11 protein-coding genes are annotated in these 14,643 nt (G+C 67.3%); 1 reads left to right on the top strand and 10 read right to left on the bottom strand.

The genetic code is table 11. The annotated features are described in order from the left end of the window. Positions 1 to 25: 25 nt before the first annotated feature. The 10 genes from Q9R31_RS14390 to hisI all read right to left on the bottom strand — a co-directional run bounded on the left by Q9R31_RS14390 (position 26) and on the right by hisI (position 13,852). Positions 26 to 1,483, bottom strand: a complete 1,458-nt coding sequence (locus Q9R31_RS14390; protein ID WP_311263392.1) for a glutamate synthase subunit beta — start codon at positions 1,481 to 1,483, stop codon at positions 26 to 28. Next, the gene (gene gltB, locus Q9R31_RS14385) at positions 1,476 to 6,089 is read right to left on the bottom strand and encodes a glutamate synthase large subunit (protein WP_311263391.1); all 4,614 of its coding nucleotides are present in this window, start codon (positions 6,087 to 6,089) and stop codon (positions 1,476 to 1,478) included. Before gltB ends, Q9R31_RS14390 begins: the two co-directional genes overlap by 8 nt. Before the next feature lie 264 nt (positions 6,090 to 6,353). Beyond that, on the bottom strand, positions 6,354 to 7,520 hold the full coding sequence (gene lgt, locus Q9R31_RS14380) for a prolipoprotein diacylglyceryl transferase (RefSeq protein ID WP_311263390.1): 1,167 nt from the start codon (positions 7,518 to 7,520) through the stop codon (positions 6,354 to 6,356). A gap of 3 nt (positions 7,521 to 7,523) precedes the next feature. Beyond that, entirely contained in the window at positions 7,524 to 8,372 is an 849-nt protein-coding gene (trpA, locus tag Q9R31_RS14375) for a tryptophan synthase subunit alpha (protein ID WP_311263418.1), read from the bottom strand. A 29-nt stretch (positions 8,373 to 8,401) separates the two neighbouring features. Then, entirely contained in the window at positions 8,402 to 9,721 is a 1,320-nt protein-coding gene (gene trpB / locus Q9R31_RS14370; protein ID WP_311263389.1) for a tryptophan synthase subunit beta, read from the bottom strand. Between the two features lie 135 nt (positions 9,722 to 9,856). Beyond that, positions 9,857 to 10,678, bottom strand: coding sequence for an indole-3-glycerol phosphate synthase TrpC (trpC, locus tag Q9R31_RS14365; RefSeq protein ID WP_311263388.1), 822 nt, complete (start codon positions 10,676 to 10,678; stop codon positions 9,857 to 9,859). Further along, entirely contained in the window at positions 10,678 to 10,965 is a 288-nt protein-coding gene (locus tag Q9R31_RS14360; protein WP_311263387.1) for an HGxxPAAW family protein, read from the bottom strand. The genes trpC and Q9R31_RS14360 overlap by 1 nt, the downstream gene beginning before the upstream one ends. Positions 10,966 to 11,069: 104 nt before the next feature. Continuing rightward, positions 11,070 to 11,729 (bottom strand): Trp biosynthesis-associated membrane protein, encoded by a 660-nt coding sequence (locus tag Q9R31_RS14355; protein WP_311263386.1) that lies wholly within the window; start codon positions 11,727 to 11,729, stop codon positions 11,070 to 11,072. Further along, positions 11,729 to 13,291 (bottom strand): anthranilate synthase component I, encoded by a 1,563-nt coding sequence (locus Q9R31_RS14350; RefSeq protein ID WP_311263385.1) that lies wholly within the window; start codon positions 13,289 to 13,291, stop codon positions 11,729 to 11,731. The genes Q9R31_RS14355 and Q9R31_RS14350 overlap by 1 nt, the downstream gene beginning before the upstream one ends. 105 nt (positions 13,292 to 13,396) lie before the next feature. After that, positions 13,397 to 13,852 (bottom strand): phosphoribosyl-AMP cyclohydrolase, encoded by a 456-nt coding sequence (gene hisI, locus Q9R31_RS14345; RefSeq protein WP_397428248.1) that lies wholly within the window; start codon positions 13,850 to 13,852, stop codon positions 13,397 to 13,399. A 112-nt stretch (positions 13,853 to 13,964) separates the two neighbouring features. Between hisI and Q9R31_RS14340 the strand changes: the two genes are divergently transcribed. Continuing rightward, positions 13,965 to 14,609, top strand: coding sequence for a TIGR03085 family metal-binding protein (locus Q9R31_RS14340; RefSeq protein ID WP_311263416.1), 645 nt, complete (start codon positions 13,965 to 13,967; stop codon positions 14,607 to 14,609). Positions 14,610 to 14,643: the final 34 nt, after the last annotated feature.

Here is a 14,643-nt window from a genome sequence, read left to right as displayed (position 1 = left end):
TGAACTTAAGCCCCCCGGTGCTGCATTAGAGGACGGCGATGGCGCGGTCCGTCGGCGCTACGGGAGCGGGAAGGATGGTGCTTCCCATCAGGTACTTGTCGACGGCGGCAGCAGCGGCACGGCCCTCGGCGATGGCCCACACGATCAGGGACTGGCCGCGGCCGGCGTCACCGGCCACGAAGACACCTTCGGTGTTGGTCATGTAGTAGCCGTCGCGGGCCACGTTGCCGCGGCCATCGAACTCGGCGTGCACCTGCTCGGAGATGCCGGCAGGTTCAGCGCCGGTAAAGCCCAGGGACAGGAACACCAGGTCGGCCGGAATGATCCGCTCTGTGCCGGCCTTGGGGAGGCGCTTGCCATCAACGAACTCGGTCTCGGCCACCTTGACGCCGGTCAGCTTGCCGTTCTCGCCAACGAACTCGACGGTGGAGGCGAGGTAGGTGCGTTCGCCGCCTTCCTCGTGTGCGCTGGCCATCTCGAACAGGGTGGGGAACGTGGGCCACGGCTGGTGGCTGGCACGCTCGGACGGCGGCTGCTTGCCGATCGCCAGGGTCGTGACCGAGGCGGCGCCGTGCCGGTGCGCGGTGCCCAGGCAGTCAGCACCGGTATCGCCACCGCCCAGGATCACCACGTGCTTGCCGTGGGCGTTGATCTGGTTCCCGACGGTCTCCCCCGCAACCGCGCGGTTGGCGGGCACCAGGTAATCCATGGCGAAGTGGACGCCATCGAGGTCGCGGCCCGGGATGGGCAGGTCACGCGGAACGGTGGCACCAGTGCAGACCACGACGGCGTCGTAGCGCCTGCGCAGCTGCTCCCAGGTGACGTCGGTACCCACGGAGACACCGGTCCGGAAGCGGGTGCCTTCGGCCTTCATCTGCTCGACGCGCCGGTCCACCTGCTCCTTTTCCATCTTGAAGTCGGGGATGCCGTAGCGCAGCAGGCCGCCGATTTTGTCGTCCCGCTCGTAGACGGCGACGGTGTGTCCCACGCGGGTGAGCTGCTGGGCGACGGCCAGGCCGGCGGGCCCGGAGCCGACGACGGCAACGGTCTTGCCGGTCAGGCGTGCGGGCGGCAGCGGGCTGACCCAGCCGTTGTCCCATGCCTCATCAATGATCGAGACTTCCACCTGCTTGATGGTGACGGCGGGCTGGTTGATGCCCAGCACGCAGGACGCCTCGCAGGGTGCCGGGCAGAGCCGGCCGGTGAACTCGGGAAAGTTGTTCGTGGCATGCAGGCGCTCGATCGCTTCCTCGCCCTTGTCCCGCCACATGAGGTCGTTCCACTCGGGAATGAGGTTGCCCAGGGGGCAGCCCTGGTGGCAGAACGGGACGCCACAGTCCATGCAGCGGCCGGCCTGCGCCTTCAGCGTGCCCTTTTCCTGCGCCTCGTAAACCTCTTTCCAGTCCATGATGCGGACGGGAACGGGACGGCGCGGCTGGGTTTCACGCTGGCGTACTTTCAGAAATCCGCGTGGGTCAGCCACCGGTAACCTCCAGGATTCGAGACCATACTTCTTCGCCGTCGGGGTCAAGGCCCTCTTCGATGGCGTCGAGACGGGTTTGCAGCACGGCCGCGTAGTCGCGCGGCAGCACCTTGGTGATGCGGGCAGCGGTGTCATCGAAGTTCTCGAGGAGGCGCGCCGCCAGCTGGGAGTCAGTTTCTTCCACGTGCTTGACCAGGAGGCCGTGCACGATGTCGCGGTCCTCGGCGTCCAGTTCGCGGAGCTGGAGTTCGCCGGACTGCAGGGCGTCCTTGTTGACCTTGGCAGTGTCCAGGTCCAGGACGTAAGCGGTGCCGCCGGACATGCCGGCGCCGAAGTTGCGGCCGGTGCGCCCGATGATCAGCGTCTGGCCGCCGGTCATGTACTCACAGCCATGGTCGCCGATTCCTTCGACGACGGCGGTGGCACCGGAGTTGCGGACCAGGAAACGTTCGCCCACCTGGCCGCGCAGGAACAGCTCGCCGCTGGTGGCGCCGTAGCCGATGACGTTGCCGGCGATGACGTTGGTCTCCGCCTTGAAGACGTTGGTCCGGTCCGGGCGGACGATGATCCGGCCGCCGGAGAGGCCCTTGCCCACGTAGTCGTTCGAGTCGCCGTAGAGCCGCAGGGTGATGCCCGCAGGCAGGAAGGCGCCCAGGGACTGCCCGGCGGTGCCGTTAAGCGTGATGTCGATCGTGTCAGTGGCCAGCACATCGGTGCCAAAGGTCTTGGTGACCACATGGCCCAGCATGGTGCCCACCGAACGGTCCGTGTTGATGACGTCCACGGTGATCTTCACCGGGCTGCGGTCCGTCAGCGCTTCGGTGGCCATGGTGATCAGGCGCTGGTCGAAGTGCTTGTCCAGCTCATGGTTCTGGCCGGTCATGTTGCGCAGCGGCGCGTCGTCGTCGAACTCCAGGCCGTGCAGGATCGGATCCAGGTCCAGGCCGTCGGCCTTCCAGTGGTTGATCGCTTCGCGGGTGTCCAGGACCTCGGCGTGGCCGATGGCCTCCTCGAGGCTCCGGAAGCCAAGCTCGGCCAGGATCTCGCGGACTTCCTCGGCCAGGAACTCGAAGAAGTTGACCACGAACTCCGGCTTGCCGCTGAAGCGGGCCCGCAGCTCGGGGTTCTGCGTGGCAACGCCAACGGGGCAGGTGTCCAGGTGGCAGACGCGCATCATGATGCAGCCTTCCACCACCAGCGGGGCAGTGGCAAAGCCGAACTCTTCACCGCCGAGCAGCGCGGCGATGACAACGTCGCGGCCGGTCTTCAGCTGGCCGTCCACCTGCACCACCACGCGGTCACGCAGGCCGTTGAGCATCAGCGTCTGTTGGGTCTCGGCCAGGCCGAGCTCCCAGGGGACGCCGGCGTGCTTCAGCGAGTTCAGCGGTGAGGCACCGGTGCCGCCGTCGTGGCCGGAAACGAGCACGACGTCAGCCTTGGCCTTGGTCACGCCGGACGCCACGGTGCCGATCCCGACTTCCGAGACAAGCTTCACGTGGACCCTCGCGGAGGGGTTGGCGCGCTTGGCATCGTAGATCAGCTGCGCCAGGTCCTCGATCGAGTAGATGTCGTGGTGCGGGGGCGGGGAGATGAGCCCGACGCCCGGGGTCGAGTGCCGCGTCCGGGCCACCCAGGGGTAGACCTTCTGCGCCATCAGCTGGCCGCCTTCACCGGGCTTGGCGCCCTGGGCCATCTTGATCTGGATGTCGTCGGCGTTCGTCAGGTACAGGCTGGTGACGCCGAACCGTCCGGACGCGATCTGCTTGACCGCAGACCGGCGCTTGGGGTCGAGCAGGCGATCGACATCCTCGCCGCCTTCACCGGTGTTGGACTTGCCGCCCAGCTGGTTCATGGCGATGGCCAGCGTCTCGTGGGCCTCCTGCGAAATGGAGCCGTAGCTCATCGCGCCGGTGGAGAACCGCTTGACGATGCTGGAGACGGGCTCCACTTCCTCAAGGGGAACGGACGGGCGGTCGTTCTTGAACTTGAGCAGGCCGCGCAGGGTCATCAGGTTGGTGGACTGGTCGTCCACGCCCCTGGTGTAGGCCTTGAAGATGTCGTAACGGCGCTCACGGGTGGCGTGCTGCAGCCGGAAGACCGTCTCCGGGTTGAACAGGTGAGGTTCGCCGTCGCGGCGCCACTGGTACTCGCCGCCACCCAGGAGCGGGCGGTGGGGCTGCTCGATGCCGCCCTCGGGGTACGCCATCTGGTGGCGGGCAGAGACTTCGGCCGCGATGACGTCCAGGCCCACGCCGCCCAGCTGGGAGTGCGTGCCGGCGAAGAATTCGTCCACCAGTTCCTGGCCCAGGCCCAGCGCCTCGAAGGTCTGGGCACCGGTGTAGGACGCCACGGTGGAGATGCCCATCTTGGACATGATCTTCAGGACGCCCTTGCCCAGGCCCTTGATGAGGTTGTAGACGCCGTCCTGCGGGGTGACGCCGGTGACATCACCGGCAGCAATCAGCTGCTCCACGGATTCCATGGCCAGGTACGGGTTGACGGCGGAGGCGCCGTAACCGATGAGCACGGCAACGTGGTGCGTCTCGCGGACGTCGCCGGCCTCGACCACCAGGGCGGTCTTGGTGCGGTTGGCGCTGCGGAGCAGGTGGTGGTGGACGGCGCTGACCAGCAGCAGGGACGGGATGGGCGCCCACTGGGCGTTGGAGTCGCGGTCGGACAGCACGATGTACTGCACGCCGCGGTTGATGGCGCCGGAGACCTGCTCGCAGATTTCGGTGAGCCGTGCGCGGAGCGCGTTCTCGCCGCCTTCGGGGCGGTAGAGGCCGCGGACCTTCATGGCCACGCGGTTGCCGTCTGCGTCCTCGATGTTGGCGATCTTGGCGAGCTGGTCGTTGTTGATCACCGGGAACGGCAGCTGGACCTGGGGCTGGCGGACCTGCTTGGTGTCCAGGAGGTTGCCGTTGGGGCCGATGGCACAGGTCAGCGACGTGACGAGTTCTTCACGGATGGCGTCCAGCGGCGGGTTGGTCACCTGCGCGAAGGACTGCACGAAGTAGTCAAAGAGCAGCCGGGGGCGCTTGGACAGCACGGCCACCGGGGTGTCCGAGCCCATGGCACCCAGCGGCTCTGCACCGGTGCGGGCCATCGGGCCCAGCAGGATCTTCAGTTCCTCCGTGGTGTAGCCGAAGGTCCGCTGGCGGATGTTCACGGACGCAGCCGTGTGGACCACGTGCTCGCGCTCGGGAAGTTCGTTGAGGTCGATCAGGTTGTCCTTGACCCACTCCGCCCACGGATTGGCGGCGGCAACCTCGGCCTTGACCTCTTCGTCGTCGATGATGCGGCCGGCTTCGGTGTCCACCAGGAACATCTTGCCCGGGGACACACGGCCCTTCTTGACCACCTTGGAGGGCTCGACGTCGATCACGCCCACCTCGGAGGCGAAGACAATCAGGCCGTCTTCGGTGATCCAGAAGCGGCCGGGGCGCAGGCCGTTGCGGTCCAGGGTGGCGCCCACGAGGTTGCCGTCGGTGAAGGAAACTGCTGCGGGGCCGTCCCACGGCTCCATCAGCAGTGAGTGGTACTCGTAGAACGCACGCCGTGCCGGATCCATGGTGGCGTGGTTTTCCCAGGCCTCCGGGATCATCATCATGATCGAATGCGTGATGGGGCGGCCGGAGAGCCACAGCAGCTCCGCTACCTCGTCGAAGGACGCGGAGTCGGAGGCACCCGGAGTGCAGATGGGGTACAGCTCTTCCGGCGAGTCACCCAGCAGTGGGTTGGCGAGCTGGGACTGGCGGGCACGCATCCAGTTCCGGTTGCCCTTGACGGTGTTGATTTCACCGTTGTGGGCGATCGTCCGGAACGGCTGCGCGAGCGGCCACGACGGGAAGGTGTTGGTGGAGAAGCGCGAGTGCACGATCGCGAGCTTGGTCTTGAACCGCTTGTCCGAGAGGTCCGGGTAGAACGGCTCCAGCTGTGCGGTGGTGAGCATGCCCTTATAGACGATGGTCCGCGAGGACAGCGACGGGAAGTAGACGCCGAATTTGTTCTGGGCACGCTTGCGGATCCGCCAGGCGCGGGAGTCGAGCTCGTTGCGGTCCAGTTCCTCGCCGGTGGCGGAGGCCAGGAACGGCTGGGAAAAGTAGGGCATGCAGGCGCGGGCCATGGCGCCCACGAGGTCGGCGACCACCGGCACTTCACGCCAGCCAAGGACCTTCAGACCCTCATCGGCGGCCAAGCCTTCGATGCCGGACTTCGCGGCGTCGGCTTCGCGCTGCTCGGCGGGCAGGAAAGCGGTACCGGCAACGTACTGGCCGGGGGCGGGAAGTTCGAACTCGGTGACCGCACGGAAGAACTCGTCCGGGATCTGCATGAGCAGTCCCGCGCCGTCGCCCGTGCCCTCATCGGCACCCACGGCACCGCGGTGCTCCAGGTTGCGCAGGGCGGTGAGGGCGGCGTCGACAATGTCATACCCGGGTTCGCCGCGCAGGGTGGCGATAATCGCGAGTCCGCAGGCGTCCTTCTCCTGTTCCGGGTTGTAGAGCCCGGCGGCCTCCGGCATGGCTGCGAAGCGCTTGAACGGCGACATGGCAGTCTCAGGCTGATCCGGTTCGGACCAGCTGGGAGTGTTAAGAGTTTGGGTCATGGGAGACGTCCTTCCTCCTGATCGTGCGTATGGAAGGGACACCGTTGGCCCCACTCGTCGGGCGCCGCTGCGGTGGGCACAACAAAGTGTTGATTACTGGAAATTGTAGGTCAGCGCAGCCTGCTGAACTAACGGTTACGCAGGCCCCTGCCCGAGGCATCATCAGCCAGCAAATCCATGCTGGCGGAACGGTGCCCCATGCCACGACATTGTGGTTTTCGGGCGCTTCGAGCGGTGGCTCTGCTGCCCTGCCTGGCCGGCGCCCTACTTGCCGGTGCCGGCCTCCGGTGCGGAACCTGTGGCTGTGCTGCCGGAATGTCCGGCAGCCGTTGCATCCGTTCCTGGCTTTGAGCCGGCCGATGCCGCCGCGGCTTCTTCCGTGGGGTCGGAAGCATGCCTGGAACCGCTGTGGTTATCAGGGAGATTACCACGCGAATCACTATCTGAGACAACACCGTCCGGATCACGGACGTCATGATCGGCCCCCACGGCTGGCGCCGGCGCCGCAGTTTCCTCCGGTTCGCGGCCCGGCAGGTACACGCTGTCCGGGTCCGGCCGGCCCTTGAGGCCCAGGAGGATGAAGGCGGTCAGGGCCGCCAGGAACACGAAGATGCTGGTCCACACGTTGAGCCTGGTGGTGATGCCGAAGATGCTGATTTGTTCGGCGTCGTCGATGCGCATGGCCTCGATCCAGACCCGGCCCAGCGTGTAGTACATGGCGTACAGCCAGAAGAGCCGGCTCCGGCGGAAGTTGAAGCGCCGGTCAAGGGCCAGCAGGACCACGACGCCGGCCAGGTTCCACAGCGATTCGTAGAGGAACGTGGGGTGGAACAGTGTGTCCACGGGCATGCCGGCAGGGAAGTTGGGGTTGTCGGCGTCGACCTGGAGGCCCCACGGCAGCGTGGTGGGACCGCCGAAGAGTTCCTGGTTGAAGTAGTTGCCCCACCGGCCCACGGCCTGGGCCAGGAGCAGGCCCGGTGCCGCGGCGTCGACGAAGGCGCTCAGCTTCACACCGCTGCGGCGGCAGCCGATCCAGGCGCCGACGGCACCCAGGAGGACGGCGCCCCAGATTCCCAGCCCGCCGCGCTGGATCTGCGGGATCAGCGACAGGTCGCCGGTGCCGTCGAAGCCCGGCCCGAAGTAGGCGTCCGGTGATGACACCACGTGGTACAGCCGGCCCCCGATGATGCCGAAGGGGATGGCCCAGATGACGATGTCCCAGACGCTGCCTTCAGGGGCACCGCGCTTTGCCCAGCGGACGGACGTCAGCCAGAGCCCGACGACGATGCCCGCCAGGATGCACAGCGCGTAGGCGTGGATCCTGAGGCTGCCCCAGGGTAGGGGAATGTCGAAGCCGGACCAGTCCGGGCTGGGGATGCTGGCCGGCGCCATGGTGGACACCAGCGCGGCTGCCTGAAGGAGTGGCTGCATGCTCTAGGCCCCGGTTTCGTGGGTCAGGCCGGGTTGCTGGGCCAGGCCTGGTTCCTGGGTAAGACCGGTGCTCAGGTCCTTGGTGAGGGCGGCGACGGCGTCCACTCCCCCGTCGCGGAGGGCCGCCACCAGGGCGGTGCCCACGATGACGCCTTCGGCGTAGGCGGCGATTTCGCGGACCTGGTCCGCGGTGGAGACACCCAGTCCAACACAGACGCGCTCGGCGCCCGCCGCGTGGGCTGCCGCCACAACGTCCTTGGCTGCGGTGCTGACGGATGTGCGGGCACCGGTGACACCCATGATGGAGACGGCGTACACGAATCCGCGGCTTGCATCCACGGTCCGCTGCATCCGTTCCGTAGTGGAGGACGGCGCCACGAGGAACACGCGGTCCAGGCCGTACTTGTCAGAGGCTTCCATCCATTCGGCGGCCTCGTCCGGGATCAGGTCCGGGGTGATGAGCCCGGCTCCCCCGGCCTCGGCCAGCCGGCGCGAGAACTCGTCCACGCCCATCCGGACCACCGGATTCCAGTAGGTCATGACCAGGACGGCGGCGTCGGTCTTGCTGGTGATGCCGGCCACGACGTCGAACACCTGGCGTACGTGGAAGCCCTTGGCCAGTGCCTCGGTGGTGGCGGCCTGGATGACCTGGCCGTCCATGACGGGGTCCGAATACGGAATGCCGATCTCGATCAGGTCCGCACCGTTCTCCGCCAGGGCAATGCCTGCGGCAATGGTGTCCTCCACGCTGGGGTAGCCGGCAGGGAGGTAGCCGATGAGGGCGGAGCGTCCCTGGGAACGTGCCCGGTCAATGGCTGCTGCCGACTTGCTGGTCATCCCTGCACTGGCCATCTCTGCCGCGCCCGACTCTTCTGCACTGCTCACAGCTGCTCCCCCTCTTTGCCGATTTCGGATTCGGCGGAATTCTTGTCCAACAGGTCAAACCACTCGGCTGCGGTGGCAACGTCCTTGTCACCGCGTCCGGACAGGTTGACGATGACGATCTTTTCGGCCGCCGAGGCCGGGTCCTCGGCGGCAAGCCGCTGGCCCACCTTGATCGCGCCGGCCAGGGCGTGGGAGGACTCGATGGCGGGAATGATGCCTTCGGTGCGGCACAGGAGGCGGAAGGCTTCCATGGCTTCGCTGTCCGTGATGGGCTCGTAGCTGACCCGTCCGATGTCGGCCAGGTAGGAGTGCTCCGGGCCGACGCCCGGGTAGTCCAGGCCCGCGGAAATGGAGTGGGACTCGATGGTCTGCCCGTCGTCGTCCTGCATCAGGTAGGAGCGTGCGCCGTGGAGCACGCCGGGCTTGCCGAGAGTGATGGTCGCGGCGTGCCGCCCGGTCTCGACGCCGTCGCCGCCGGCCTCGAAGCCGTAGATCTTGACGGAGGGATCGTCCAGGAAGCCGTGGAAGATGCCGATGGCGTTGGAGCCGCCGCCGATGCAGGCGCAGACAGCATCCGGGAGCCGCCCTTCCTGCTCCAGGATCTGGGCGCGGGCTTCCTCGCCGATGACCTCGTGGAAGTACCGGACCATGGCGGGGAACGGGTGCGCTCCGGCGGCGGTCCCCAGCAGGTAGTGCGTGTTGGCAACGTTGGCCACCCAGTCCCGGAGGGCGTCGTTGATGGCGTCCTTGAGGGTCTGGGATCCGCTGGTCACGGGAATGACCTTGGCGCCCAGGAGTTCCATCCGGGCGACGTTCAGCGCCTGGCGGCGGCAGTCCTCTGCACCCATGTAGACCACGCACTCCAGGCCCATCAGGGCCGCAGCGGTGGCGCTGGCCACGCCGTGCTGGCCGGCGCCGGTCTCGGCGATGATGCGGGTCTTGCCCATGCGCTTGGCGAGCAGTGCCTGGCCCAGGACGTTGTTGATCTTGTGCGAACCCGTGTGGTTCAGGTCTTCGCGTTTGAGGAAGATGCGGACTCCCCCGGCCTCCTGGGAGAACCGCTTGGCTTCGGTCAGCAGGGACGGCCGGCCGGAGTAGTTCTTGTTCAGGTCCGCGATCTGCGCCCGGAATTCAGGATCGTCCTTGGCCTTGTCGAAGGTCTCTTCAAGTTCGTCCAGGGCGGCGATGAGGGACTCGGGCATCCATCGGCCGCCATAGTTGCCGAAGTACGGCCCCGGGGCGTGGCGGAGGGATCCGCCCTGCAGGAATGCTTCCGCGGTGTTGTTGTCAGCGTTTCCTGAGGGTGCGTCAGCCATCAGTCCTGTCCTGTTCGGTGGTGGTTGGTCAAAAAGTGCTCTTCCGGCGGTGTGGCCGCCAATGGTGTGCCTGTCCCGCGGGCCGGAGTGCCGGGGCCGGCATGCCGGCCCGCAGGAAGCCTTGTGGTGCGTCCGTCAGCCGCGGGCGGCGATGGCGGCGGCACCCGCGGCAGTGAACTCGGCGATGCGTTCCCGGGGCGTGGCGTGGCTTACCAGTGCCTCGCCCACGAGTATGGCGTTGGCGCCGCTGCCGGCGTAGTGCGTGACGTCATCGGCGTCGCGGACGCCGGATTCGGCAACCACCACAGCCCCGGCCGGAATCAGCCCTGCCAGTGAGGCAAAGAGGGAACGGTCGACGTCGAGGGTCTTGAGGTTGCGCACGTTGACGCCGATGATGCGGGCGTTGGCCGCGACGGCACGTTCGATTTCCTCTTCCGTGTGGGTCTCGACGAGCACGTTCATGCCAAGGTTCCGGCTGAGGGCGCTGAATTCAGCGAGCTGGGCGTCCGACAGGGCGGCCACGATGAGCAGGATGAGGTCGGCGCCGTGGGCACGGGCCTCCCAGATCTGGTACTCGTCGAGCGTGAAGTCCTTCCGCAGCAGCGGGATGTCGACGGCGGCGCGCACGGCATCGAGGTCGGCCAGCGATCCCTTGAAGCGGCGCTGTTCGGTGAGGACGCTGATGACGGCGGCACCGCCGTCGGCGTACTGCCTGGCGAGCGACGCCGGATCCCCGATGCTGGCGAGATCACCCTTGGAGGGGCTGCGGCGCTTGATTTCGGCAATGACTTTCAGCTGTTCCCGGGTTGGGGAGGTCCCGCCGAGGGCTGCCCAGGCGTCACGGGCAGGCGCCGCGGCCTGGGCCAGGTCCTTCAGCTCGGCCAGGGAAACAAGCCGCTTCCTGGCCTCCATATCCTCCCTGACACCGGCGTTGATGTCGTCGAGAACAGTTGCCATCAGTGGCCGGAGTTCTTCAGCTTGCTGCCCTCGACGCCGTAGCCTGCCTTGCGCATGATGAAACCGAGGATCAGGCCGACGATCATGACAGCGATGCCGCCAACGAAGATGGGCGTGCTGGCGATGACGAAGGCGATGGCTGCGATGAGCGCGCCTACGAGCATGACGATGACGCAGGTCCAGGCGGCGGGGCTGTTGCCATGGCCCAGTTCCTGGCTGTGGTCAATGGCGCCGGGGGCCACCGTGCGGGTGCCTGACTTGGAAACGGACGCAGGTGCTTTGCTCATGGAAATCTCCTCAGGATGGATACTGCTTACATTCTGCCATTTTTTGGCTGGCGCCCGTGTACGGCGGGGCTTGCCGCCCCTGCCGGCCCGGGCACCCACCGGCGTTAGGTGGGATCCTCACCGCGGGAAAGCCGGTCCCAGCTGTCGATTTCGTCCACGGGCCCGGCCGGTGCCGCCGCGCCCGCAGCTGTGGTCCCCGCGGCGCCGGCGGCGTCATATTTGGTGCGTGCCTTCCAGTAACGGGAGGCCGGCAGGATCAGCAGGGCTGCAAGGGCGAGGAGGCAGCCGGCGACGACGGCGAGCACCGGGAACGGCGTGAGCTCCACGTGCGCCTGGCTGCCGGAGACGCCGGTGGCGGATGCAATGGATCCCTGCGCCGCCGCAAGCGGGTCGGCCAGGACCGTGGCCGCGGCGGTCACCACGCCGGCCGAGGCAAGGACAATGATGGCGGTGATGACCCACCGGGCGATCCTGCCCGCAATGGCCGCCGCGAGTCCGCCGGCCAGGGCCACCAGGGCCAAAGCCGTCACGGTGGTGGCTGCCTTGCTGCCCTGTACTTGGATCACACTCTGGGCGGCCCCGGCCTGGCCCACCTGGTTAGGGTCCAGGGTGGCGGTCATCCAGGTCTGGGTTGTGGTGCCGAATGCGGCCAGCGCCAGGAGGGCGATCAGCAGCACCAGCGTGGACTTGCGTGCCCAGACCGGCACTGCTCTGGCTTTTTTGGGACTCCCTGCCTGGGGTGCCGCAACCCCGGGATCGGACATCAGGAAGCCGTCCCGCCGGGAAGGGATTCCGCGGAAATGTTGTGCAGCGATCCGGCCGTGTGCACCGCGCGCAACGGGGCGGCGGCCTTGTTGACGGTTTCCAGGGCCTCGGTGGGGTTGACCGAGTCAGCCACGATGCCGCCCCCGGCCTGGACGTAGGCGCGTCCTTCCCGGATCAAGGCGGACCGGATGGCGATGGCCATGTCCATGTCGCCGGCGAAGTCGAGGTAACCCACTACACCGCCATAGATGCCGCGGCGGTGCGGTTCCAGCTCGTCCAGGAGGCGCAGCGCCCTGGGCTTGGGGGCGCCCGAGAGGGTGCCGGCTGGGAAGGTGGCCTTCAGTACGTCGTAGGCTTTGGCCTGCGGCGAAAGCCGGCCCACCACGGTGGACACCAGGTGCATGATGTGGCTGAAGCGCTCCACCTCCATGAACTGGGTGACATCCACCGTGCCGGCCACGCAGACCTTGGACAGGTCATTGCGGGACAGGTCCACCAGCATCAGGTGCTCGGCGCGTTCCTTCTGGTCCGCCAGGAGCTCCTCGGCCAGGGCCTTGTCCGCTTCGACGGTTTTCCCGCGGGGACGGGAGCCGGCAATGGGGTGGGTGATGACTTCCTCGCCCGTGACCGTCACCAGCGCTTCCGGCGAGGACCCGACAATGGAGTACTCCCGGCCTTCCGCGTCCTGGAGGCTGAAGATGTACATGTAGGGGCTGGGGTTGGTGTTGCGCAGGACCCGGTAGACGTCCAGCGCGGATGCCTTGCACTCCATCTCGAAACGGCGCGAGATGACCACCTGGAAGACCTCGCCGTCCACGATGGCTTCCTTGCCCCTGTCCAGTGCGGCCAGGTATTCGGCCTCGTCCCAGCGTTCCTGGACACTGGACGCAAAGTCCAAAGCCGCCGGCGCCAGCACGGACACGGGCTGCACCACGGGGGCGCTGATCCTGGCCAGGAGTTCCTTTACCCGGGCGACGGCGTCGTGCCATGCTTCGTCGACCCGTTCGGAGCTGTTGTCGAAGTTGATGGCGTTGGCGATGAGCAGGACCGTGCCGTCCACATTGTCGTGCACAGCCATGTCGGTGACCAGGTTCAGGGCCATTTCCGGCAGCTGCAGGTCATCCTCGGGCGGGCTGACCAGCCGTTCCCAGTGGCGGACCGTCTCCCAGCCGAGGAAGCCCACCAGGCCGGAGGTAAAGGGCGGCAGCCCGTCGAACCGGTCGGTGCGCAGGGCGTCGATGGTGTCGCGGATGGCGTCCACCGGACTGCCGCTGACCGGAACACCGGCGGGTGGTTCGCCCAACCAGTGCGCCTCGCCGTCCTTGGTGGTCAGGGTAGCGCGGGACCTGGCGCCGATAAAGGAGTACCGGGACCAGGCGCCGCCCACCGCTGCCGATTCCATCAGGAAGGTGCCGGGCTGGCCCTGCGCCAGCTTCCGGTACAGTCCGATGGGGGTTTCGGCGTCGGCGAGGACCTTGAGCCTGACGGGAATGACGCGGCTGTGGCCGGCGAGTTCCCGGAATTCCTCGAGGCTCGGGCTGATGGTTCCAAGGTCCTGCATGGTTATGCTTGTCCGCCTGTTCTCGAAAGGGCCGGCATTGCCGGGCGCCTTGGTGTTCTTGCTGGGTGGCCGGGGCCGTGAAGGAAGGCCGGGCAGAGTATCGGGTTAGCCCGCCTGGCCTGCCACCACGTCCAGGGTCCGGCCGTCGAAGCAGGTGCGGGTTCCCGTGTGGCAGGCCGCGCCCACCTGGTCCACGCGCACCAGCAGTGCGTCGCCGTCGCAGTCCATGGCTACCGATTTGACCCACTGGACGTGCCCGGACGTGTCGCCCTTGCGCCAGTACTCCTGCCGTGAGCGGGAGTAGAAGGTGACGCGGCCGCTGGTCATGGTGCGGTGCAGGGCTTCGTCGTCCATCCAGCCAAGCATCAGGACTTCGTTGGTGTCGTACTGCTGCACCACGGCGGCTACCAGGCCGGCGCCGTCGCGCTTGAGCGCCGCAGCCACCTCCTGGGGAAGCGGGCCGGCCGCCGGCGCGGATTCCGCGGACGACGGCGGGACGGATTCCATGGTCTGGGAGACGGCGGATCCTGCGGTTGGGACGGGGGTTGGCTGCTCAGACATCGGGTCAAGTCTAGTGCCAACACGCGCCCGTCCTCCTGTTGTGAACAACGGCACGCCACCGGCCGCTGCAGTGCTGCCCAACTCCGCGCCTCTCGTGCTAGTTTCACAAGTGATGCATTTCGTCGAACCGTCCCGAGAAGTCCTGGCCGAGACCCTGCTTGCGGCCGGCCCTGATGCGCCCACTCTCTGCAAGGGCTGGCGTACCAGGGACCTTGCCGCGCACCTGTACCTGCGCGAGCGGAAGGCCGCCGTCGGGCTGGGTTTGATCATCAAGCGCCTGGCCAAGGCATCGGACCAGGCAACCGCCAAGCTGGCGGCAAAGCTGGCCAGCAACGAGGACTACGCCCGGCTGGTGAACACCTTCCGCGGCGGTCCCCCGGCGCTCTCGCCCATGAGCATCAAGGCATTGGACGAAAGCGCCAACCTGATCGAATACTTCGTGCACACCGAAGACGTCCGGCGGGCCGTGGACCGCTGGGCGCCGAGGGCACTTGATGAGGCGTACTCGGACGCGCTGTGGGACGAACTGGTCAAGCGCGCCGCCATCCTTTACCGCGGCGTGGACCTGGGCATTGTCCTGGTCCGTCCGTCCGGTCCGCGCCATGTCGCCAAGCGGGCGCCTGTTTCGGTGGCGATTGTCGGCGAGCCGGGCGAACTGCTGATGCACGCCCACGGCCGGACCCGCCACGCCCTGGTCACCTTCGAAGGCCAGCCGGACGCCGTCGCCCTCCTCCAGTCAGCCGAAGTAGGGCTCTAGTCCCCACCCGCTCCCTAACCTCGCAAGCTCGGCC

It is taken from the genome of Pseudarthrobacter sp. BRE9 (assembly GCF_031844305.1).
Taxonomy (GTDB): domain Bacteria; phylum Actinomycetota; class Actinomycetes; order Actinomycetales; family Micrococcaceae; genus Arthrobacter.
The sequence above is the reverse complement of the archived record's forward strand: the minus strand, read 5'-3'. Positions and strand labels throughout refer to the sequence as shown.

Bases quoted from the DNA above. Each gene is read 5' to 3' on its own strand.
- lgt (WP_311263390.1), bottom strand. From the start codon at position 7,520: ATGCAGCCACTCCTTCAGGCAGCCGCGCTGGTGTCCACCATGGCGCCG.
- Q9R31_RS14355 (WP_311263386.1), bottom strand. From the start codon at position 11,729: ATGTCCGATCCCGGGGTTGCGGCACCCCAGGCAGGGAGTCCCAAAAAA.
- Q9R31_RS14340 (WP_311263416.1), top strand. From the start codon at position 13,965: ATGCATTTCGTCGAACCGTCCCGAGAAGTCCTGGCCGAGACCCTGCTT.
- trpB (WP_311263389.1), bottom strand. From the start codon at position 9,721: ATGGCTGACGCACCCTCAGGAAACGCTGACAACAACACCGCGGAAGCA.
- hisI (WP_397428248.1), bottom strand. From the start codon at position 13,852: ATGTCTGAGCAGCCAACCCCCGTCCCAACCGCAGGATCCGCCGTCTCC.
- gltB (WP_311263391.1), bottom strand. From the start codon at position 6,089: ATGACCCAAACTCTTAACACTCCCAGCTGGTCCGAACCGGATCAGCCT.
- Q9R31_RS14360 (WP_311263387.1), bottom strand. From the start codon at position 10,965: ATGAGCAAAGCACCTGCGTCCGTTTCCAAGTCAGGCACCCGCACGGTG.
- trpC (WP_311263388.1), bottom strand. From the start codon at position 10,678: ATGGCAACTGTTCTCGACGACATCAACGCCGGTGTCAGGGAGGATATG.
- trpA (WP_311263418.1), bottom strand. From the start codon at position 8,372: ATGGCCAGTGCAGGGATGACCAGCAAGTCGGCAGCAGCCATTGACCGG.
- Q9R31_RS14350 (WP_311263385.1), bottom strand. From the start codon at position 13,291: ATGCAGGACCTTGGAACCATCAGCCCGAGCCTCGAGGAATTCCGGGAA.